Origin of the sequence: Streptomyces sp. CNQ085, assembly GCF_022614595.1 — a bacterium.
Lineage (GTDB): Bacteria > Actinomycetota > Actinomycetes > Streptomycetales > Streptomycetaceae > Streptomyces.
In genome coordinates this window covers 1-20,457 of sequence record NZ_JAJFAU010000057.1, presented here as the reverse complement: position 1 = coordinate 20,457, position 20,457 = coordinate 1, and the positions used below count along the sequence as shown (strand labels likewise).

The window sequence follows — 20,457 nt, the reverse complement described above, 5'->3', positions numbered from 1 at the left end:
TCCCCGCCGGTTCCGGGTGGGGGGCGTGATCACTCCCGCCGCCCCGGCCGGTCAGCCGGTGAACGCCTCGTAGAAGCTGAGGGCGGCCAGCACCAGCATCACGCACGCCGCGATCCGGGAGATCAGGCGCAGGGGCACGCGGCGCATCAGCGCGCGCCCGCCCAGGATGCCGATGGCCGCGACCGACCACAGGGCGATCACCGCGCCGAGGGCGACCGAGAGCGGATTGTCGTAGCGGGCGGCGAGGTTGGCCGTCATGATCTGGGTGAGGTCGCCGAACTCGGCGATCAGGATCAGCATGAAGCCGCTGCCCGCCACCTTCCAGAAGGACTGGTCGGAGGGCTTGCGGATCTCCTCGTCGCCGTCGTCCTTCCTCAGCAGCAGCATCAGCGCGCCCCCCAGGAACAGCGCACCGGTGACCCCCTGCACCAACTGTCGCGGCAGCAGGGTCAGCACGCTGCCCGCGGCGACGGCCAGCGCGACGTGCAGCGCGAAGGCCGCCGCGACTCCGGCGAAGACGTACGAGGCCCGGTAACGGGTGCCGAGCACCAGCCCGGCGAGTGCCGTCTTGTCGGGCAGTTCGGCGAGGAAGACGACGCCGAAGGCCACTGCGGCGGCGGTGATGCTGAACATGCGGGAATGACCCCTCATCCGGTCGGGCCGCCCTGCCGGGGGCCCGCGGGGGGCGAGCACGCTTCGGCACGGCAGCGTCATGGGCGGCTTGTGTGAAGCCGTGGACACTGCGGCCGAAGGTCTCGCCGGCACGGTGCGCGGGCACCGGCTCCGGGCGCCGGGCCGGCCGTACGGGTACGGCGCGGCCGGTATGTCGACGGTCCGGCGAAGAGCTACTCCCCTTCAGACACCGACCAGCGTACGTGATGCCTCCGCGCGCCCCCGAGCCGGCCACAGCCGGCGGCTCCGGCGCGGGGCACCGGAGCCGGTGCCCGCGCACCGCGAGCGCGCCGATCAGTCCGGGCGGCGGTCTTGATTTGACGTGGCCATGTCGCCATCCTGTCACCCGGCGCCCGCCGGGAGGAAACCTTTCGGCATCACTCTGACGGCGTTCGCTCCAGTCAACTTCCCCCCATTCCGAGGGAGTTCGTATGAACGGCATGCGCCTGCCCGCTTCGCGGCGCGGCTTCTACGCGCGTCAATCCACTGCTCTCGGCGCGCTCATCGCCCTCTGCGCCGGTCTGCTGTTCCTGAGCGCCCCCACCGCCCAGGCCGCGCCCCCCACTCCGCCGAGCGCGTCCACCGCGCGCTCCTACCTCGCCTCCCTGACGGTGCGCGCCGAGGGCTCCTCGGACGGCTACAGCCGCGACAGGTTCCCGCACTGGATCACTCAGAGCGGTACCTGCAACACCCGTGAGGTCGTCCTCGAACGCGACGGCACGGGCGTGGTGCGGGACAGCAGCTGCGCGGCCACCAGCGGCCGCTGGTACTCGCCCTACGACGGCGCCACCTGGTACGCCGCCTCCGACGTGGACATCGACCACGTCGTACCGCTGGCCGAGGCGTGGCGCTCGGGCGCGAACTCCTGGACCACCTCCAGGCGGCAGTCGTTCGCCAACGACCTGTCCATCGCGCAGCTCATCGCCGTGACCGACAACGTCAACCAGTCCAAGGGCGACAGGGACCCGGCGGAGTGGATGCCCCCGCGCTCCGCCTACCACTGCACCTACGCCCGGATGTGGGTCTGGGTGAAGCACAGCTACGGCCTGTCCGTGGACTCCGCCGAGAAGAGCAGGCTCACCAGCGTGCTGAGCGGCTGCTGACCGGCCTCGGCGCCCGCGCCCGGAACCGGTGCGGGCAGGACGGCGGGGCCCGGCCGAACTCCTCGGCCGGGCCCGGCCCTCCCGAACCGGAACCGTTCGCGCCGCCTTCGCCCTCGCCGTCCGCGCCTCCGTCGCCGGGCCCCGTCCGGATCCGCCGCCCCTACCTCCCCGGCTCCGGGGCGAGCACCGCGGTGACACAGGCCACCGGCCTGCCCGCGTCGCCGGCGCGCCCGGGCTCGTGCGCCGTGCGGTGCTCGTAGAGCACCACGGACCGCGCCTCGCCCGCGCGGAAACGCCACATGTGGCTGGACAGCGCCCTGCCCTCGCCGTGCTCGTCGGTGGTGAAGTCCAGCCAGACCTCGTTCTCGGGGTTGGCGTGGCGCGGGCCGGCGGACGAACCACTCGGAGCGGGGACGTTCCGGTAGCGCGGGCCGGAGCCCCCGGGCCGGACACCGCACGGCTCGGTGTGCACGTGCGCCCCGTAGCCGCGGTCCTGTGACAGCCCTCGCACGCCCAGTGCGACGGTCATGCCCCGGCGGCTGTCGTAACGGGCCACCGAGACCCCGGCTCCGACGGGAACGAGGGCCCGGTCGTAGGTCACCGCCGCGGGCACGGCGGACTTCCCCGGCGGGGCGAACTCCGCGCCCGCCCACGCCACCCGGTGCCTGCCTCCGAACCCGAAACCGCCGATGCCGATGTCGGCGACCGACTCGACGACGCCGAGGACCTCCGCCGTCTCGACGGGTTCGGCGGCTCCCGCGCCGCCCGCCGGCCCCGCCGCGGCCGTGACGACCGCGGCGGCCGCGACGACCGCGGCGGCGACCGTCCTGCGCACCGTCCCGTTCGCCGTCCTGTCCGCCGGTTTCCTGTCCTTGAGCATGTCGGCCCCTCCTGCTCGGTTCGCCGTGTCGTTCCGTACGGCCGCCCATGCTCCGCCGACTCCGGCCGGACTGCGGGGAGATGACGTGCCGCGGCACCCCAGCCGATCCTCACGGGTGACGCGGGCGTACGCTGATCGGCGGTACACCGCCCCGCGGCAGGGGCCCCGCCGGGGGGTGAAAGTGCAGGAAACGCTGGGGGAGTTGGTCTACGCCCCCTGGATCTACGTGCTCATAGCGCTGTCGGTGCTGCTCGACGTGTTCCTCCCCTTCCTGCCCAGCGGCGTCATCGTGATCGCGGCCGCGGCCACCGCGGCGGGCGCGACGACCGCGGGCACGCCGGCGGGCGCGGCCGCGATCGCCGCACCGGCTCCGAACGCCCCGCTTCCGACGGTGTGCGCGCTGGTGCTGTGCGCGGCCGCGGCGTCCGTCCTGGGTGACCTGACGGTGTACCGGCTCGCCCGGCACGGCAGTGACCGCTTCACCCGGACCGTCGACCGCTCGCGGCGGCTGGCCCGCGCCCGGGAGCGGCTCGGTCACGCGCTGGCGCGCGGGGGAGGCCCCCTGGTCGTGCTGGCCCGGTTCGTCCCGGGCGGTCGGTCGGTGATGAGCCTGGCCGCCGGCATGGAGCAGCGGCGCGCCAGGGAGTTCCTGCCGTGGTCGGCCCTGGCCGGCCTGGCCTGGGCCGGGTACGGCGTCGGCGCCGGCTACGTGGGCGGGCAGTGGTTCGGGGCGACGTGGCTGGGGACGGCGGTCTCGGTGCTGGCCCTTTTCGGCGCGGGCGTCCTGGCGGCCTTCCTGGTGCGGCGCGGGCCGCTGCCGGCGGCGCGGGCCTCCTGACGTACGCCCTGGCTCCGGGCGCCGTCGGGGCAGATCACGCCCGTGCGCGCCCCTCGTCCCGGCGGTGCCCCGGCGACGCCCGCCCGGGACACCGCCCGGGGGAAGCCGCCCGCCCCCGTCAGGGCTTGCGGGCGACGGCCGCGTAGAGGGACGCCTCCGCGTCGGAGACGTCCGCGAGCGGCTGGTCCGGCTCCGGCCGCCAGCGGTGCGGCACGGTCAGGCCGGGCTCGACGAACTCCAGCCCGTCGAAGAACCGCAGGATCTCCTCGCGCGTACGGGCCTTGGCCGAGGCCGCGGAACCGGACATGGAGAGGCTGTTCAGACGCTCCCAGGTCTCGGGGTCGAGATCGGGGGTGCAGTGGGTGAGGGTGAGGTAGCTGCCCGACGGTATCGCCTCCACCAGCCGTGCGACGATCTCGTGCGGCCTGCTCTCGTCGCCGATGTAGTGGAGCAGCGCGTTGAGGGAGACTCCGACCGGCCGGCTCAGGTCCAGGATCTCGCGGAGTTCGGGGTGGTTCAGGATCGAGTCGGGGTCGGTCGCGTCCGCGTGCAGGTAGGCGGTACGGCCCTCGGGGGTGCTGCGCAGCAGCGCCTGCGCGTAGCGCAGCACGATGGGGTCGTTGTCGGCGTAGACCACCCGGGCCTCGGGCGCGATGGCCTGGACGATCTGGTGGAGGTTGGGCTCGGTGGGTATGCCGGTGCCGACGTCGAGGAACTGCCGGATGCCCGCCTCGCGCACCAGCCACCGGGAAGCCCGGTGCATGAAGGCGCGGTTGACGCGGGCTCCGGTGCGCACCCCCGGCCAGAAGGAGATGATTGACTCGGCGCCCTGGATGTCGGCCTCGTAGTTGGTCTTCCCTCCGAGGAAGTAGTCGTACATGCGCGCCGAGTGCGGCCTGCTGGTGTCGATGTCGTCGGCGGAGAAGCCCTGGGCGGTCATCTGGTCTCCCGTGGGGGGTGGTGGTGGCCGGTGGTGGTGCGGTCAGGTGAGCAGGAAGTCGGCTTCCCCGAGCTTGGCGCCCCGGATGAACGACTCGATCTCCTGGTAGGTGTAGATCAGCGCGGGCCCGTCGGGGTCACTGGACTGCCGCAGGGCCACCCGTCCGTCGCCGAGCTTCATCGCTTCCACGCAGTTGCCGCCGTTGGTGCCGCTCCACGGCTTGTGCCAGCCCTCGCTCCCGAGCTCCCTGGCCGGCATCCCGTTGTAAATGTGACCCATCGGTCAGAACTCCTTGCGAATGTCACCGAGGAGCTCCTCGGTGTGTCGTACTGATACGGCCTGCGCGCCCATGCGGTCCAGGACCTCCAGGTAGGCGGCCGTGTCGGGGCGCTCGTCCAGATAGACGGCCCCTGTGAGGCTCTCGGCGTAGACGATGTCCGGCAGTTCCGGTATGTCGAAGCGGAACAGCTGGAAGGGGCCGAACATGCCCGGGTGCGGGCCCGCCCCGAACGTCAGGACCTGGAGGGTGACGTTCGGCATCCCCGCCGCCTCCAGGAGCCGGTCGATCTGCGCCCGCATGGCCTCACGCCCCCCGACGGGCCGGTGAAGGACCGTTTCGTCAATCACGACCCACAGGCGCGGGGCGCCGGGATCGTCCAGGAGCCGCTGCCGTCCCATGCGCAGCGCCACCCGGCGCTCGAGTTCGTCCTCGGGCGCGTTGGGGAAGCCGGTGCGCAGCAGGGCGCGGGCGTAGTCCTCGGTCTGGAGCAGGCCGGGGACGCAGTGGGGCTCATAGCCGCGGATGACGGAGGCGGATCCCTCCAGGCTGACGTACAGGCCGAACCAGTCGGGCAGTACGTCACGGAAGCGGTGCCACCATCCCGGTCTGCGCGATTCCTCCACGAGCGCCAGGAAGGAGTCGATCTCCTGCCGTTCGACGCCGTAGGTCTCCAGCAGCTTCTCCACGAACAGCGGTTTCAAGCCGACTTCGGCCTTCTCCATCCGCCGTACCGTCGCGGCGTTGACGCTGAGCGCGGAGGCGGCCTCCTCGAAGGAGCATCCGGCCTTTTCCCGCAGGTCGCGGAGTCGCAGACCGAGCACGATCCGCCCGACGGTCGCCACGTTCCCTCCCTCGAAACCCCTGGTCGAACAGAGAGTCTGACACACCGTCTATGACGTACGCAGCCTGCCCTGAATATTCTGCAATTTGCAAGACGCCTCTTGCCTTCTGCCTACCGCAGCGAGGATAGTGTGGGTCCCCACAGGCGGAAGTACGGAAAGGCGGGTGGCCGTGGCGCTCTCCCCAGGCACGATGACGCTCCCGGGACCGGTCGGTGTCTGCCCCGACCTGCGCCAGGAGACATTCGAGCTGCCGGCCCAGCCCTTCTCCGTCGCCGACGCCCGCGACCGTGCCTTCGAGCGCCTGCTCCAGTGGGGCTTCGCCCCGGAGGTCTGCCGCACGGCACGGCTGGTGGTCTCCGAGCTGTTCACCAACGCCGTACTGCACACGGACAGCGACCGCATCGGCTGTCTGCTGTACGTCGCCGACAACCAGATACGCATCGAGGTGCGCGACCAGGGCAGCTACGCCAGCACCCCGGTCCTGTGCTTCCCCCGGGCCGACGAGGAGCGCGGCCGGGGACTACAGCTGATCGAATCGCTCACACAGGCCTGGGGGGTGGAGTCCGCAGGACTCGGCCTGGGTCACATCGTGTGGGCAGTCATCCGGCCCTGAGCCGTCCGGGGCCGGATGACCGCAGGGCCCGGGCCTCCTCCCGGCGAGGGGAGGGGACCCGGGCCCTGCGGAAAAGGACCAGGCCCGAGCCGCGTGGGGGCGGCTCGGGCCTTCCCCGCGGCCCGGCTCCCGGCGCTGCTACCGGAGGCATGGCGATCGACGATCGGCCGTGGCCCGCCCCGGCCGGCGCCCGCCGGTGCGGCTGCGGCACCCCGGCGCTCCGTCCTGGACGCGGCGGCCCGAGAGGGGCACTGGGACAGATGCTCCTGAGGCCGCACGAGGGCGTCGGACGGCATCGACGACCACCGCGGGAGGTGCGGCGGCCGAAGCGGACAGGCGCGCCGGGGCGGGGCGCGCGCCGCCGGTCAGCGCCGCCGCACCGCCTCGTACGCCGCGTCCAGCGCGAGGTGCCACGGGTACTCCTCGGGGCGCCCCTGTCCCGGCGGGTTCGGCTCGAAGCCGCCGGGACCGTACAGCACCCGTACACCCTCCCCGCGCAGGACCTCCAGCGAGCGCTCGAACTGCGGGTGCCGGGCGTAGGTGGAGTTCAGGCACGGCATGACCACCAGCGGAATGCGCTTGCCCATCGCCTCCGCGGCGAAGCCCACGACGAACGTCGAAGTGATGCCCAGCGCGCAGGCGTTGACCGTGTGCATGGTCGCCGGCGCCACCACCACGACATCCGTCCTGGGCCATGTCTCGGGCCGGCCGTAGGACCGGTAGGCGCTGCGCACCGGATGGCCGGTCAGCTCCTCCAGCTCCGGCAGCCGGTCCTCCAGCCACTCCCGCGCGTTCGGCGTCAGTCCCAGGCACACCTCCCAGCCCCGCGCCTGCGCCTCGCGGATCGCGTGGTCGACGTAGACGACGGGCGGGGAGGCACAACCGAACAGGTACATGACTCGGTTCCTCATGCTCCGCAGTTCACCACACCTGATCAGCGCGAACTCACTGGGCCGGGCGGCGGGTCGCGGGTACCGTTCAGATGCCGCCAGGAACGGAGGGACCCGGTATGCCCGCATCCGACGACGAGCACATCGGTAACCGGATCGCCGCCCAGCGCAAGCGCGCCGGACTCACACAGCAGGGGCTCGCCCAGCGCATCCCCTACTCCTACAGCCTTCTGCGCCATGTCGAGAGCGGTCACAAGAGCGCCTCCCCGCAGTTCGTGGCCGCTGTGGCCAGAGCGCTGCGCACCGACGTCGCCGCCCTGACGGGGCAGCCCGCGCACCCCCCCGGACCCGACCGCGTCGACGGCCTGGTCCGCCCCATCCGCGAGGCACTGGACCTGTACGACCTGCCGCCCGACCCTCGCCTCCCCGCCCTCCCCGCGCCCGGACTGGCCGCGGCCGCCGACGCGCTGTGCCGCGACGTACGCGGCGCCCGGCTGTACCAGGCGGCCTCGGGCCTGCCGGGCCTGCTGGCGGATCTGACCGTCTCCTGCCGGGAGCGCCCGAGCACCGAGCTGTGGCGGGCGCTGGCGTCGGCGTACCGCAGCGCGCACGACGTGACGACGAAGCTCGGCAACTACGACCTGGCCGTGGTGGCCCTGGACCGGATGGGCTGGGCCTCCGAGCACGCCGGCGACCCGCTGCTCGGTGCGATCCGCCAGTACAAGCGGGCCCTGTCCTACCGCAGCCGGGACGCCGAACACCGTATCGGCCTGCGCATCGTGGCGGTCGGGCACGATCTGCTGCGCCAGACCGGGGAGAGCACCGAGAGCCTGGCGGTGGCCGGGCAGCTCCATCTGGGCGCGGCCGTGATCGCGGCCCGCGCGGGCGACGCGGCGACCGTGGAGTCCCACCTCGCACGGGCCGGGGAGATCGCCCGGCGCACCGGTGAGGTGGGGGCGGTGCACTGGCTGTCCTTCGGCCCGGCGAACGTCGGGACGCACGAGGTGTTCGCCCGGCTGGAGCTGCGCCAGTACGACGCGGCGCTGAGCGCGGCTCGCGCGGTGCGCCCGCCGCGCGGCTGGGCGGCCTCCAGGCGGGCCGCGCTGCTGGTGGACCGGGCCCGCGCGGAGATGGAGACCGGCCGGATCGAGGCGGCCCTGGCCTCCCTGGCCCAGGCTCGCGCGCTGGCGCCCCAGCAGACCCGTTTCCACCCCCGGGTGCGGGAGACGGTGCGCGGCCTGCTGAACCTGCGGCGCAGGTCGCCGGACACCCTGACACGGATGGCCGCGTGGGTCGGAGTGTGACGAGGCACGGCGCCGTGTGACGACGTGCGATCGTGCGTGACGGTGTGCGATGTCCGGTGCGAACGCCGGAGCGTACGCGCCCGCGCACACGCCGACGGTGCCTGTCACCGAAGAGTGACAGTTGCGGGCCGGCCGCGCCGTCACGCTGGATCCGTAAGCGATCGTGACCACAAGTCCGGGGGACCTCGTGCAGACGACACCAGACGCCATCCCACCCGCGACCCCGCCCTCGGTCGGCGAATCACCCGGCCCGCCGGGCCTGTTCGGCGGAACCGGCCCGCAGGAGACCGGCCCGCGGGCCCCGTCGGCCGATACCGACCCCCCGGAGGGGGCCGTCCTGGTGGACGCCGCCGCCGTCCAGCACAGCATCTGCCGCGCCCTGGCCCACGGCAGCGCGCCCCTGGGCCATGGGGAACTGGTGGAACTGGAGACCCGGTTACGCGGCCACATCCGGCTGCTGCTGCCGATCGCGCGGGCCCGCGCCGCCGTCCTGCGCCCCAGCACCGCCGAGTGGCTGCGCTACCGGGCACGGCTGGACTGGATCACCAACCAGGCCGGACGGGGACTGGACGACGGGCTGTCCTCCGCCCGGCAGCAGATCAGATCCCTCGCACACGACTGCCGATGGCTGCTGCGGCAGACTCCCGAGTGGAACAGGAAGGCGAAACCGTGATCATCTCCCCGCACTCCGCACCGGCCGGCACCGCCGTCCAGCCTCCGCCGACCGGCTGGCTTGAGCCCACCGGCCGCGTACCCGCCGTCCTGGCCGCCTGGGAGTACGGCGCGCTGGGCGAGGTGCCCGCCGGGGTCGCCTGGGACGTGGTCCGCATCCCGCTGCCCCTCGCCCTGGAGACGGTCCGCAGGATGCGTGCCGCACGGGCCCCGCTCGGCCCCGTGCTCTCCACTCCGCTGGGCGCGGACTTCGTCGTCGCCCTGGGCTCGGCCGACGGCTGGGAGGTCACCGGCATGTCCGTCCTGGGTCACGGCACCCTGGTGCTGCTGCCCCACCCGGATGTCGTCGAACCGGATCTGATCGGCAACCGGGGCTGGATCGTCCGCCCCTCGAACCAGGCACCCGCCTGGGGCCCGGACCTCCGTGACGCCTACGCCGAGGCCCGCGCGGCCGCGGCCACCGAAGCCGCCGAGGTCACCGAAGCCGCGGAAATCGCCGGATGACGGGGCGCCGGGCCCCGCGCCCGGCTGACCCCACCTCACGGACACACGGGAAGCGCTCACCCGGATAGGCGTAACGGGTGAGCGGTTACCAGTAGAGAAGTGTTCCCGCCGGCGCGGACGCCGCCGACAGCGCCTCAGCAGACGGCAAGAGCGGTGGCCGTGACGGCTGAACGCCCGCCGATGAAGCCCACCAGAGATCCGCGCGTGACGCTGGACGACCTCGTCGAGGTCCTGCTGAACAAGGGCGCCGTCCTCCATCTGGACCTCATCATCTCGGTGGCCGACATCCCGCTGATAGGCGTCAGTCTGCGCGCCGTGATCGCGGGCATGGAGACCATGTTGGAGTACGGCATGCTGCGCCGCCGGGACGAGGACACCCGCGCCTGGGCCGAGCGCTCCACCGGACACCGCGAGCTCGAACTGCGCGCCGGGGAGCGGTACGTCGTCCACATGCGCGGCGGCCATCTGCTGGATGACGGCTTCCGGACCACCTGGCGCCCCGGCACCCCCCACCTCACCGACCGGCGGCCCCCGCGATCCCGCCGCCCCGGAGCCGGATTGGGCGGTTCCGCCCGAATCCCGTCCGGATTCCGCCTGGTTCCCGCCCGGCCCTCACATGCCGAACTCCGCCGGGGAGAGTCCCAGCGCGGCGCAGGCCTCCCGGACGGCCTGCTGCTCGGACTGGTCGATGTGGCCGTCGGCGCCGGCGATGACGATGCCGGTCTGGACGACGGCCCTGGCCTCCGCCGGCTTCTTGGCGGCCTTGGCGATCTCCTGCAGCGCCTCCGCCCTGCCCGCCTGGAAGTCGGCCGTCAGCCGGTCCACGTGGCGGTTGAACCGCTGGCGCAGCTGCTCGGGCGGGAAGTTCCGCAGAACGTCGTTGTCGACGATCATCGACTCCATCCGCTGCCGCTCCGACGGGTCCACATGCCCGTCGGCGGCGGCCACCAGCGCGCACATCGCCATGCTCGCGTCCCGGTACGCACCACTTTTCAACTCGGCCTTGGCCGAGGCGAGCTGGGACTTCAGCAGGCCCACCAGCTGGGCCTTCGTCCCCCCTCCGGAGCCGGAGCGGGCGCCGTGGCCCTGACCGGCCGCACCCAGCCCTCCGGCCCCCGGCCCCGCGGGGCTCGGTCCGCCCGCCCCCTGACCGCCCCGGGACTGCTGGAGGTTCCTGGCCTGGTCCTTGAGCCGATCCCACATCGCCACTGGCTTCCGTCCCGTCCTCGGCCGCCGCCCGTCTCGTACGGGCCGCAGGTCTTCGTTCACCGTCCGCCCTCACAACGTCCCCGGGACCCGCCCCGGTTCCGCAGGCGCCCGGATCACCCTTTCGGGGCGGGCTGGTTCAGGAATCGAGTACGGCGGCGACGGCCTCGATCTCCACGAGCTGGCCGTCGTATCCGAGCACCGTCACCCCCATCAGGGTGCTGGGCACGTCGTGGTCCCCGAAGGCGTCCCGGACGACCTCCCAGGCGGTCACCAGATCGCCCTGGCGGCTGGAGGCCACCAGGACCCGGGTGCTGATGACGTCCTCGATCGAGGCGCCCGCGTCGGCGAGCGCGGTCCGCCTCGTACGGACCGACCCGCGCGTGGACGAGGACCGGATCGCGCTGTGGTTCTTCTCCGGCGGCGGGCTGCTGTCGGCCGACTGGCTGGCCGCGCCCCCGCCGTGGCTGCGCTGCCTGGCGGCCGCCTGTCCCCTGCTCGCACCCCCGCCGGGCCGGCCGGTCGACGCCGCCCGCTTCCACCCCGCCGGCCGCGCCGCGCACCGCGGGACGGCTGCCGGTGGCGCTGACCCGGGTGAAGCTGGAACTCCCCGAACTCGCCTCCACGATCGCGGACTTCCTGACCACGGCGGAGCACTGCGCAGCCACCGTGGAGGTGATCGACGTACCGGGCGGCCACCACGGCTTCGAGACCGTCGACCACACCGAACCGGCCCGCCGCGCCGTGGACCGCGCGATGCGGTCCGTGCTGGGCCACTTGCTGAACTGATCCCTCGTCGCAGCCTGTTGGCGTGGTCGGCGGAACCCGGTGACGGGCGGTGACGCGGAAGCCCCCCGGCCCTGGCGGGCCGGGGGGCTTCTCCCTGGTGGGCGCAGACGGGTTCGAACCGCCGACATCTGCCTTGTAAGGGCAGCGCTCTACCGCTGAGCTATGCGCCCGGGGTGAGTCCACAGCGTACCGTGCCGCGCCGTGTGCGCCACAAGCGCGGGAGGCGGGGGCTGTCCCCACCCCGGGTCCGGTGGGGTGCCGGATGCCGTCGGCGGCGGGAGTCCATAGCGTCGGCGGGGCGCCGCCGGGCAGCCCCACCGAGCGGCCCCGCCGAACGGATACGGAGACCGCCCATGACCACCGAGACCCGCAGCAGCACCGTACGCGCCCTGGTCACCGTCGTCCTCGCGGTGGCCGCCACCGCCGGGGTGGCCGGGTGCGTGGACGCCGGGGACGCGCCGCCCGAGCACCGGGCCTTCGAGGTCGGGGAGGGGTGGGGACGCTGGTGGTCGACGTCGAGGACTCGCCGGTGGAGGTGGTGGCGGCGGACCGGGCCGACGTACGGGTGACCCGGTGGTTCGACGGGATCGCCTACGGCGGCAGCACCGGTGCGCGGTGGTCGATGGAGGGCGGGAGGCTGTCGCTGGGTCCCGCCTGCTCCGGGCCGGTGAGTTGCGGCATCCGGCACCGGGTGGAGGTGCCGCGGGGCGGTGAAGACGCTCCTGCCATCACCGCCCGTACCGCCAATGGCCATGTGACCGTACGCCCCGCGAGCCGGCGGGACCGGTCGTGAGGTGACCGCCTCCGTCGCCTCTCGTGTGTTCCCCGGGCCGGGTGGGAGAATGGCAGCCGGGCCGGCGAGGGCGCATGGGGAGAGGACACACGTGGCGGCGATGAACGGCGGCGGCGCACGCCGCTGGGGCTGGGGCGGCGGCGGGCGCGCCGAGAGCCGGCGGGCCGAGGCCCAGGCCGCCAAGGACGCGGCGGCCACCGCGTTCTACGAACTGGACACCGCGCAGCGGGACCTGCGGATCTCCGTCGAGACCCTGGCGGCCGTCGACGACTCCCCGGCCGCACGCCGGGCCGTCGGGGACTTCGCCGAGTTCGGACGGCGGATCGACCAGGTCAGCCATGAGTACATCGCCACCGTGGACGCCCACGACCTGGAGCGCGACGACCTGGACGCCGACGCCGCCTCCGGCGCCCGCCGGGCCCTGGACAGGACGCGGGAGGATCTGGAGCGCACCCGCGCGGACCTGGACCGGTTCGGGCAGGGGCTCGGTCCGCTGCTGGAGAGGGCCGAGACGCAGCTCGCCCGGCTGGCCCCCGCCGTGGAGCGGGCCCGGCAGGCGCTGCTGGGCGCGACGAAGGCGCTGGACGCCGTACGCGCCGCCGGTCTGCGGGCCGACGGGGCGGCGGCCCGGCTGGCCGCCCTCTCGCCCGAGCTGACCAGGCTCAACGAGGGCGCCGCGCGCCACGGCGTGCGGGACACCCTCCAGCGGGCCGAGCGCGTGCTGCGGGAGGCGGAGGGGGTGCGCAGGGAGGTCGAACTGCTGCCGGAGCGGGCGGCCGGGACCGACCGGCGGCTGTCCTCCTTGCGCACCCGTGCCGAGGCGCTGGGGCACCGGGCGGAGAACGTCGGGCCGGTGCTGAGCGAGCTGCGGCGACGGTTCACCGTCGCGTGCTGGGAGGATCTGCAGAATGTGCCGGACCAGGTGGCGGGCGCGGTGCGGCAGGCGGAGGAGAAGCTGGCCGAGGCGCGTACCGCCCGGCAGGAGCAGCGGTGGGCGGACGCCACCGCCCGGCTGTCGACGGTGCGGGCGCTGCTGAACGACGCGGACGAGGCGGTCTCGGCCGCCGGCGAGCGTCTGCGGCGGCTGAACGAGGTCTCCTTCGACCACAGCGGCGAGGTGGAGCGGACGCGCTTCGCCATCCGCGACGCCCAGCGGCTGGCGATGGCCGGACGCAGCCATCCAGATCCCCGGCACGCGGGCCCGCTGGACGAGTCGGTGGCCCGGCTGGAGCGGGCGGTCGCGGGGCTGTCGGGGCGGCATCCGGACTGGTGGGGCTTCGTGACGGAGCTGGACGCCATCCGCGGGACGGTGGCGGACGTGGTGCGCCGGATACGCGAGGAGCGGGCGGCGGGCGGCTGAGCCCCCGACCGGTACCGCCCCGGTGCCGCGACCGCTGTCCACAGGCTCCCCGCGATGGCCGGACGGCCCCTTATCCTGCTCGCATGCCCCGATACGAGTTCCGCTGCCGCGCCTGCGGCACCACGTTCGAAGTGAACCGACCGATGGCCGAGTCCGGTGCGCCCGCCAGTTGCCCGGAGGGCCACGGGGACACGGTGAAGCTGCTGTCCACCGTCGCGGTGGGCGGCGCCGCCCGTTCCTCCGCCCCCGCGCCGAGCGCGGGCGGCGGCGGGGGCGGCGGATGCTGCGGAGGCGGCTGCTGCGGCTGAGCGGAAGAGCCGGCGGTGGCCGGCGGAAGCGGCCGTTGGACGCGACCCGCGCCAGGGTGGGCTACCGCCTGCGCGCGATGGTCACGCCGTCGGCGACAGTCAGCATGATCGACTCCATCCGCCCGTCGGCACGGACGTGGTCGTTGAAGGCCCGGATCGCGGCGGCGTTGCCGGTGGCGTCCGGGTCGGCGACCTCGCCGTGGAAGAGCACGTTGTCCGCGACGATCAGTCCGCCCGGCCGCATCCGCGGCACCAGCTCATCCCAGTAGGCGATGTAGTTGTCCTTGTCCGCGTCGAGGTAGACGAAGTCGATCTCCGGCTCGGCGGGCAGGGCCCGCAGGGTGTCCAGGGCGGGCGCGATGCGCAGGTCGATGCGGTCGGCCACGCCCGCCCTGGCCCATGCCTCGCGCCCGAGGGCCGTCCACTCCCGCGAGATGTCACAGGCGATGAGCGTGCCGTCCTCGGGCAGGGCCTGGGCCAGGGCGAGTGCGGAGAAGCCGGTGAAGGTGCCGACCTCCACGATGCGGCGGGCACCGGTCAGCCGCACCAGGAAGGCCAGCATCGGCCCCTGTTCCTGGGCCGACTGCAGCCCGGCCCGGTCGGGGAAGCGGGCGCGCGTGGCCTCCACCAGGTCACGCAGGACGGGGTCGAGCGGCGGGTTGTGGTCGAGCACGTACCTGTACAGCTCGGCGGTTTGGAGGGGACGCTTGTCGCGGGATGCCGGTGTGGTCATGGCCGCATCCTCGCTCAGTCCCGTCGTCCTCGCTCAGTCCTGTCCGGCTCGCTCAGTCCTGTCCGGCTCGCTCAGTCCTGTCCGGCTCGCTCAGTCCTGTCCGGTGTGCGTGAGGAACTCCCGCAGCACACGTTCCCCGGCCGCGACCCCGCGCTCGGGCAGGGCGGTGATGTGCGGGGCATTCCAGCCCAGGTCGGCCAGCTCCCCGTGGCCGGGCCGCCAGCCGGTGTCGGCGGCCAGCAGCAGGTCGGCGTCGAGGAGGGAGTCGCCAGCGGCCAGGACGTGCTCGGCGCCGGTGCGCCGGGCGACCTCGGCGACGGCGGCGCTCTTGGTGAGCGGACGCGGCACGGCGTAGAGCTTTCGGCCCTGGAGGGAGACGGTCCAGCCGCGCGGCCCGGCCCAGTCGGCCAGCTCCCTGACCCAGCTGTCGGGCAGCTTCTCGCGGTCGACGACGAGGTAGGCGAACAGGTCCTCGGCGACTCGCTCCTTGAGCAGCCAGCCGGGGTCGGCGGCTTCCACCATGCGGGCGCGCACCTGCGCGAGCGGCGCGCAGTCGGCGTCCAGGGCGCGCCGTACCCGGGCGTGCCAGCCGGGATCGGACTCGCCGTCCACCATCAGATGGCCGCCATTGGCGCAGATCGCGTAGCGCGGGAGCGGGCCGGGCAGACGGATGCGGCCGTACTGCTCGCGGGTGCGGGTGGTGGTGGGGACGAAGACGGACCGGTCCACGAGTTCGGTCAGCAGGGCGGCGGCGGTCTCGGTGAGGTACGACAGGGGCATGGACCGGTAGACCTCCACGCACAGCAGACGCGGGGCCTCGGCGTCGGGCACGGTCAGCCCGAGGGCGGCGGCGGAGTAGACGAGGGTGCGGTCCAGGTCGCTGGCGACCAGGACCGTGCGGCGCCCCGGAGCCGCGTGTGCGGCGTCGGCAGCCGGGCGGCTCACCGGACTGCTCATCGGGCGGCCTTTCCGTCAGCGCCGGTGGCGCCGCGCGTGTAGCGGGGGTGTATGAGGCCGACGCAGGAGTAGGGCAGGTCGTCGGTCTCCTCGACGGGCACGCCGCGCTGCCCGGCCAGCAGCCGGATGTGGTCCAGATCGGCGCCCGCGCCGCGCCGGGCCAGTACGCGCCAGGGAACGCGGCGCAGCAGCACCCGGGTGGTCTCGCCGACGCCCGGCTTGACGAGGTTGACGTCCCCGATGCCGTACTCCTCGCTGATGCGCTCCACCGCCCTCCAGCCGGCCCAGGTGGGGGCGCGGTCGGCGGCGAGCAGGTGTGCCACGTCCGCGGCCACGTCGGCGCGTACGGCGTCGAAGCGGCTCTCGACGGTGCCCAGGAAGAGGTTGGAGACGTCTCCCGCGGCCAGTTCGCGGTAGTACTTGGCCCCGTGGAAGTCGTCCGGCCCGACGAGGTCGGCGCGGAGCACGGTGCGCGAGACGAGGCCGGAGACGGTGGAGTTGAGGCAGGCGGAGGGGATGAGGAAGTCCTCGCGGGTGCCGTAGGTGCGCACGCAGCCGCCAGGGTCGGCCAGGACGGCGAGTTCGGGTTCGAAGCCGGGGAAGGGGCGCAGGGCGTCGGCGAGTTCGCGGGTGATGGCGCCCTTGCCGGTCCAGCCGTCGACGAAGACCACGTCGGCCGGGTCGTGGTGGGCGGCGAGCCAGCGCAGGGCGGTGGTGTCGATGCCGCGGCCGCGGACTATGGAGACGGCGTAGTGCGGTATGTCCAGGCCGTGCGCATGCCGGGCCCAGCGGCGCATCAGCACCCCGACGGGGGTGCCGGCGCGTGCGAGGGAGGCCAGCACGACGCCCTTCCCACGGTCGTGCCGGACGCCGTCCCGGCCGCCCCGTTCGGCGAGCAGGGTGTCGGTGACCGCGCCGACGGCGCGGGCGATCCGGTCGGCGGACGCCTCCAGCGCCTGGTGGAACAGCCGCTGGTACTCCTGGCTGGGCCGGTACTCCACCGGCAGCGACTCGGCGTAGTGCGCTCCGCCGGACTGGACGGCCTCCTCGCGCTCCTCGGTGGGCGCCTCCAGGGTGACGCCGGAGAGGTCCTGGAGCAGCCAGCCGACGTCCTCGGCGGCGTAGGAGGAGAAGTCCGGACCGCGCAGCGGGGCGGGCAGGGGCCGGTGGGAGGGGACGACCGCGAGCAGCACCCGGCCGGTGTGGGCGGCGAGGTGGGCCAGCAGGCCGTCGGGCGCGTGGAGGGCGGGGGTGTCGGCGGCGGAGTCCACGACGGCTACGACGGCGTCGAAGCCCTGGCCGGCGATGTTGTAGGCGTAGCGGTCGCCCGGCCGGTCGGGGGTGCCGTCGGCGGGGCCGTCGTGGGCGGGGAAGACCAGGCGGGTGCGGATGGCGTAGCCGGGCTCGTCGACCGCCAGGACGGGCGAGCGGGTGGTGGTGGAGTAGCGGACCTCGGCGCCGGTGGCGCCGGTGAGTGCGTCGGCCAGCCGCAGCGGCGCGTACATCAGCTCCTCGCACCCCAGGACGAGCACCCTGCGCGCCCCCTCGGGCAGGTGGGCGGCCATCCGGCCGGCCATCGCCGGCAGCGCGGCCTCCAGCCGGGCGCGGTGGGCGGGGGTGAAGCCGTGCCGCCCGCCGTCGGGCAGACCCAGCGGCCAGCCCAGCTCGACGCGGCGTACCTGGCCGGGGTCGAATCCGGTCGCGGGCCGCGGCGGCGGGCTGTAGTGGGCCTCGACCAGGGCGGCGCCGCGCTCCAGTACGTCCCCGGGGAGGCGTACGGTGCCGGTGGCCAGGGCCACCACGTCGATGCGGGCGCCGAGGTCGGCGGCGAACTTCCCCAGCCGGGCCCGGTCCTGCGGCCCGCGCAGGTCGGTCAGCGCCACGATCACGTACCGCTCGCGCGGGAAGGCCCGGTGCAGTGCGGTCATGGTGTTCATGACGGTGGTGCCGGTGGAGAACTCGTCGTCCACCAGGACCAGCGGCCCGTCCCCGGCCAGCAACCGCGGGTCCTGCGGCAGCAGCAGATGGGAGGTGGCGTGGGAGTGCTCCTCCTCGAAACCGCCCACCGGCTCCACTCCGGGTACGGCGCGGCGCGTGGAGTGGAGGTAGGGGGCGGTGCCCAGGCCGTCGGCGACGCTGTGGCCGAGGCCGGTGGCAGTCTCCGCGTAGCCGAGGACGACCGCGCGGGCGGCGTCCGCGCCCAGCAGCTCACGGACGCGTTCACCGAGGCGCAGTCCGGTGCCGTGGACGGTGCCGGGCAGCTGGGGGACGTGCTTGCCCAGCACCTGGGAGACCAGCAGGTGCGCCCGGCGGGGGTTGCGCCGCAGGGCCAGGCCGAGCAGGTCGCGCAGACGTCCGTCCTCCTCGCCGGACGGAGCTTCCAGCCGTACCCCCAGTCGCTGTGCGACCCACCGGCCGGACCACTGGCCGGTTCCCCGCCCGGTCCCGGGTCCACCGGTCTCCCCCGGCGCCCCGCTCCGCCGTCCTCCCGTGCGCCCGTGTTCGTCCGCCGCCTGCGTCACCCTGCCGTACCCCTCGCCGTGCCGCTCGCCATGGCCGTGTTCGCGGCCGTGGTCGTGCTCGTCCGTATGACTCATATGCTCCCAGCCGCCAGCAGCTCGACGAACCCCACGCCCTCGCGCGCGACGCCGAACGCCTCGGCCCGCAGCAGGGTGCGCTCGGCCCAGGCGCGGTGCGGCTTCACCTCGTTCATCTTGTTGGTGTACGCGGAACGCAGTACTCCGCCCCCGCAGCGCTCGGGACGCAGTATGTCCGTGGCGTCGCTGAACTCCTCATGGCTGACCACCGAAAGGGCGTGGACGGGGACGACATGGGAGGGGTGGATGCACGTCTTGCCCTGCAGGCCGTTGGCCCGGTCCAGGCCGATCTCGCGCAGCAGTCCGTCCATGTCGTGCTCGATCAGCGCGGCGCGCAGCTCCTCGGCCCGGCCGGTGAACGGGCTCTGGCGCAGCTGTGGTTTGAACATCCGCTCCTGGAGCCGGAAGTACTCCCACACGGGCCCGGTGACGGTGAAGCCGGTGCCGTCGGCCCTGCCGAGCACGTTGACCACGTCGGCTATCACCGAGGCGACGATCTGCACGTCGTAGGCGGTCATGTCGGGGCTGCGGCGCAGCCCGTAGGCGGAGCAGAAGTCGGTGACGCCCAGGCGGAGCGCCAGGACCCGGTCACGGTACTTGTCGACGGTGCGGGCTATCCCGGTGAGCGTCTCCACCCGCGTCTCCAGGTGCAGGAGGTCGGGGGACTCCAGGACCGGCATGGCGAACAGCCGCCGACCGCAGTCGGCCTCGGCGGCGGTGAGCGCCTCCAGGAAGGGGATACCGCGCTCCTCGGTGAACTTGGGCAGCACGAAACCGGACAGCAGGCGGGTACCGGGACCCAGGCGCCGGACCAGGGAGGTGATCTGCGCGGGTTCCCGGACGCGGACGAACAGCAGCGGAGGCTCGGTGAAGGCGGCGCCGGGGGCGGAGGCGGCCAGTTCGGTGAACTGCCGCACCAGGTTCTCCTCGGCGCCGGGCACCTCGGCGTCGTCGATGGAGTCCTCCAGGCAGAGCACCATGGAGACCACTCCCCGCCGGGCCTGCTTGAGTACGTCCTCGGCGAGCCGGGGGCGGGTGGCGGGGCTGTAGAGGGTGGCGCCGAGGGCCACCGACAGCAGACGGGCCGGGGACTGCGATGAGAATTCGGCCGGTTCCTTGTGGAACAGTTCCCGCCGTACCCGCGGCGAAAGGTGCCCGAAGTGCCGCACAGGACCCCCGTTCCATCACCGGCCCCATGTCTTTCATGAGCGAGAACCGGCCGATCATCGTAAGCACGCACGTGGCTCAAAAGTTACTCGAACGCGTGAACATAGCATTACTTGCGTATAAATCCAGGGCGCCGAGGCACCCGCGTTGTACCGGCGGGCCGTGACAGGCAGGATGGCGCTATGACGCACGCGATGCTGAAGGGGTCGAACATCCAGCTCCACACGACGGCCGTGCGCGCCGTACTGCGCTGGACGCCGGGCACGGGCGTCCGCGACGTCGACGCCTCCGCGATGCTGCTGGGTGCGGACGGGTGTGTGCGCTCCGACGATGACTTCGTCTTCTACAACCAGCCACAGCACCCTTCCGGGCTGGTGCGGTACCTGCCCAAGAGGCGCGAGCCGGAGGGGCTGACGGACTCGCTCGAGGTGGATCTCGGCCGTCTCGACCCGTCCGTGGAACGGGTGATGCTGTCCGCGTCGGCGGACGGCGGAACCTTCGCCGATGTGCGCGACCTGGCGCTGCTGGTGGTGGACGCCGACGGCGGCGAGACGGTGGCCCGTTTCGAGATCCGCCCCGAGACGGGCTCGGAGACGGCGCTGATCTGCGGTGAGCTGTACCGGCGCGGGGACGGCTGGAAGTTCCGCGCGCTGGGGCAGGGGTACGACACCGGTCTGGTCGGGCTGGCGACGGACTTCGGCATCTCGGTGGAGGAGGCCGGGCCGGCCTCGTCCGGGGAGCCGGACCAGACGATCCCGCAACCGCCCCCGGAGCCGGGTTTCCCGCGCCCGGAGCCGATGCCCGAGCCCCGTCCCGAGCCGCAGCCGCACCCCGAGCCGCCGCCTGGGCCGAACCCTCCGCCGCCGCGTCCCGTCCCCGGCCCCACACCCGGGCCGGAACCGCTGCCCGGGCCGGAGCCGCAGCCCCCGGGGCCGGAGCCGGATCCGGGGCCCGAACCCCAGCCCGCCGCCGCGTCCCATCCGACGGCCCCCGTGCCGCCCCCGGGGGC

23 protein-coding genes, 1 tRNA gene and 2 pseudogenes are annotated in these 20,457 nt (G+C 73.7%); 13 read left to right on the top strand and 13 right to left on the bottom strand.

Translation table 11 applies throughout. The features are described from left to right. Positions 1-51: 51 nt before the first annotated feature. Positions 52-633 carry a TMEM165/GDT1 family protein gene (locus LJ221_RS12315; protein WP_241716280.1) on the bottom strand — a complete coding sequence of 194 codons (582 nt, stop codon included), beginning with the start codon at positions 631-633 and terminating at the stop codon, positions 52-54. A gap of 470 nt (positions 634-1,103) precedes the next feature. On the opposite strand from LJ221_RS12315, the gene LJ221_RS12310 reads away from it, so the two are divergent. Continuing rightward, positions 1,104-1,775: an HNH endonuclease family protein gene (locus tag LJ221_RS12310; RefSeq protein ID WP_241716278.1), complete on the top strand. Its 672-nt coding sequence runs from the start codon at positions 1,104-1,106 to the stop codon at positions 1,773-1,775. Positions 1,776-1,935: 160 nt separating this feature from the next. Here LJ221_RS12310 and LJ221_RS12305 read toward each other — a convergent pair whose 3' ends face one another. Next, positions 1,936-2,655: a superoxide dismutase family protein gene (locus tag LJ221_RS12305; RefSeq protein WP_241716276.1), complete on the bottom strand. Its 720-nt coding sequence runs from the start codon at positions 2,653-2,655 to the stop codon at positions 1,936-1,938. 181 nt (positions 2,656-2,836) lie between these two features. On the opposite strand from LJ221_RS12305, the gene LJ221_RS12300 reads away from it, so the two are divergent. Continuing rightward, the gene (locus LJ221_RS12300; RefSeq protein WP_241716295.1) at positions 2,837-3,493 is read left to right on the top strand and encodes a DedA family protein; all 657 of its coding nucleotides are present in this window, start codon (positions 2,837-2,839) and stop codon (positions 3,491-3,493) included. 118 nt (positions 3,494-3,611) lie between these two features. Here the strand turns inward: LJ221_RS12300 and LJ221_RS12295 are convergent, their stop codons facing one another. The 3 genes from LJ221_RS12295 to LJ221_RS12285 are packed head-to-tail and all read right to left on the bottom strand — an operon-like array spanning position 3,612 to position 5,555. After that, positions 3,612-4,433, bottom strand: coding sequence for an SAM-dependent methyltransferase (locus LJ221_RS12295; RefSeq protein WP_241716274.1), 822 nt, complete (start codon positions 4,431-4,433; stop codon positions 3,612-3,614). A gap of 42 nt (positions 4,434-4,475) precedes the next feature. Further along, positions 4,476-4,712 carry a DUF397 domain-containing protein gene (locus LJ221_RS12290; protein ID WP_241716272.1) on the bottom strand — a complete coding sequence of 79 codons (237 nt, stop codon included), beginning with the start codon at positions 4,710-4,712 and terminating at the stop codon, positions 4,476-4,478. 3 nt (positions 4,713-4,715) lie between these two features. Beyond that, positions 4,716-5,555, bottom strand: a complete 840-nt coding sequence (locus tag LJ221_RS12285; protein WP_241716270.1) for a helix-turn-helix transcriptional regulator — start codon at positions 5,553-5,555, stop codon at positions 4,716-4,718. A gap of 169 nt (positions 5,556-5,724) precedes the next feature. On the opposite strand from LJ221_RS12285, the gene LJ221_RS12280 reads away from it, so the two are divergent. Further along, positions 5,725-6,168 carry an ATP-binding protein gene (locus LJ221_RS12280; protein ID WP_241716268.1) on the top strand — a complete coding sequence of 148 codons (444 nt, stop codon included), beginning with the start codon at positions 5,725-5,727 and terminating at the stop codon, positions 6,166-6,168. Between the two features lie 365 nt (positions 6,169-6,533). Here LJ221_RS12280 and LJ221_RS12275 read toward each other — a convergent pair whose 3' ends face one another. Beyond that, positions 6,534-7,064, bottom strand: coding sequence for a flavoprotein (locus LJ221_RS12275; RefSeq protein ID WP_241716266.1), 531 nt, complete (start codon positions 7,062-7,064; stop codon positions 6,534-6,536). Between the two features lie 113 nt (positions 7,065-7,177). Between LJ221_RS12275 and LJ221_RS12270 the strand changes: the two genes are divergently transcribed. From LJ221_RS12270 to gvpJ, 4 genes and pseudogenes are all read left to right on the top strand, one after another. Beyond that, entirely contained in the window at positions 7,178-8,362 is a 1,185-nt protein-coding gene (locus tag LJ221_RS12270) for a helix-turn-helix domain-containing protein (protein ID WP_241716264.1), read from the top strand. A gap of 187 nt (positions 8,363-8,549) precedes the next feature. Next, positions 8,550-9,035, top strand: coding sequence for a DUF6415 family natural product biosynthesis protein (locus LJ221_RS23295; RefSeq protein ID WP_241716262.1), 486 nt, complete (start codon positions 8,550-8,552; stop codon positions 9,033-9,035). Further along, positions 9,032-9,538, top strand: a complete 507-nt coding sequence (locus LJ221_RS12260) for a hypothetical protein (protein WP_241716260.1) — start codon at positions 9,032-9,034, stop codon at positions 9,536-9,538. Before LJ221_RS23295 ends, LJ221_RS12260 begins: the two co-directional genes overlap by 4 nt. A gap of 180 nt (positions 9,539-9,718) precedes the next feature. After that, positions 9,719-9,850 (top strand): annotated as a pseudogene (gene gvpJ / locus LJ221_RS23460) (gas vesicle protein GvpJ); the annotation flags it as partial. 300 nt (positions 9,851-10,150) lie between these two features. Here the strand turns inward: gvpJ and LJ221_RS12255 are convergent. Beyond that, positions 10,151-10,747 (bottom strand): tellurite resistance TerB family protein, encoded by a 597-nt coding sequence (locus LJ221_RS12255; RefSeq protein WP_241716258.1) that lies wholly within the window; start codon positions 10,745-10,747, stop codon positions 10,151-10,153. A gap of 136 nt (positions 10,748-10,883) precedes the next feature. Continuing rightward, a pseudogene (locus tag LJ221_RS12250) lies at positions 10,884-11,120 on the bottom strand (RidA family protein); the annotation flags it as partial. 203 nt (positions 11,121-11,323) lie between these two features. Here LJ221_RS12250 and LJ221_RS23705 point away from each other — a divergent pair. Continuing rightward, the gene (locus LJ221_RS23705) at positions 11,324-11,533 is read left to right on the top strand and encodes a hypothetical protein (protein WP_308314770.1); all 210 of its coding nucleotides are present in this window, start codon (positions 11,324-11,326) and stop codon (positions 11,531-11,533) included. Positions 11,534-11,628: 95 nt separating this feature from the next. Here LJ221_RS23705 and LJ221_RS12240 read toward each other — a convergent pair. Then, positions 11,629-11,703: transfer RNA gene (locus LJ221_RS12240), tRNA-Val, on the bottom strand. 183 nt (positions 11,704-11,886) lie between these two features. Here LJ221_RS12240 and LJ221_RS12235 point away from each other — a divergent pair. The 4 genes from LJ221_RS12235 (at position 11,887) to LJ221_RS12220 (ending at position 13,994) form a co-directional block, all read left to right on the top strand. Then, positions 11,887-12,102: a hypothetical protein gene (locus LJ221_RS12235; RefSeq protein ID WP_241716256.1), complete on the top strand. Its 216-nt coding sequence runs from the start codon at positions 11,887-11,889 to the stop codon at positions 12,100-12,102. After that, complete coding sequence (locus LJ221_RS12230; RefSeq protein WP_241716254.1) at positions 12,039-12,326, top strand: hypothetical protein; 288 nt, start codon at positions 12,039-12,041, stop codon at positions 12,324-12,326. Before LJ221_RS12235 ends, LJ221_RS12230 begins: the two co-directional genes overlap by 64 nt. A gap of 100 nt (positions 12,327-12,426) precedes the next feature. Beyond that, positions 12,427-13,686, top strand: coding sequence for a hypothetical protein (locus LJ221_RS12225; RefSeq protein WP_241716293.1), 1,260 nt, complete (start codon positions 12,427-12,429; stop codon positions 13,684-13,686). Positions 13,687-13,769: 83 nt separating this feature from the next. Then, positions 13,770-13,994, top strand: coding sequence for a zinc ribbon domain-containing protein (locus tag LJ221_RS12220; protein ID WP_241716252.1), 225 nt, complete (start codon positions 13,770-13,772; stop codon positions 13,992-13,994). Between the two features lie 61 nt (positions 13,995-14,055). Here LJ221_RS12220 and LJ221_RS12215 read toward each other — a convergent pair whose 3' ends face one another. The 4 genes from LJ221_RS12215 to LJ221_RS12200 all read right to left on the bottom strand — a co-directional run bounded on the left by LJ221_RS12215 (position 14,056) and on the right by LJ221_RS12200 (position 19,450). Beyond that, positions 14,056-14,727: an O-methyltransferase gene (locus LJ221_RS12215; protein WP_241716250.1), complete on the bottom strand. Its 672-nt coding sequence runs from the start codon at positions 14,725-14,727 to the stop codon at positions 14,056-14,058. Positions 14,728-14,817: 90 nt separating this feature from the next. Further along, positions 14,818-15,684, bottom strand: coding sequence for an HAD family hydrolase (locus tag LJ221_RS12210; protein WP_241716248.1), 867 nt, complete (start codon positions 15,682-15,684; stop codon positions 14,818-14,820). Beyond that, positions 15,681-18,281, bottom strand: a complete 2,601-nt coding sequence (locus tag LJ221_RS12205) for a phosphoribosyltransferase (RefSeq protein ID WP_241716246.1) — start codon at positions 18,279-18,281, stop codon at positions 15,681-15,683. Before LJ221_RS12205 ends, LJ221_RS12210 begins: the two co-directional genes overlap by 4 nt. Further along, positions 18,278-19,450, bottom strand: coding sequence for an HpcH/HpaI aldolase/citrate lyase family protein (locus tag LJ221_RS12200; RefSeq protein WP_241716244.1), 1,173 nt, complete (start codon positions 19,448-19,450; stop codon positions 18,278-18,280). Before LJ221_RS12200 ends, LJ221_RS12205 begins: the two co-directional genes overlap by 4 nt. 180 nt (positions 19,451-19,630) lie before the next feature. Between LJ221_RS12200 and LJ221_RS12195 the strand changes: the two genes are divergently transcribed. Continuing rightward, a partial coding sequence (locus LJ221_RS12195; protein ID WP_241716241.1) for a TerD family protein occupies positions 19,631-20,457 on the top strand: 827 nt, incomplete at its 3' end.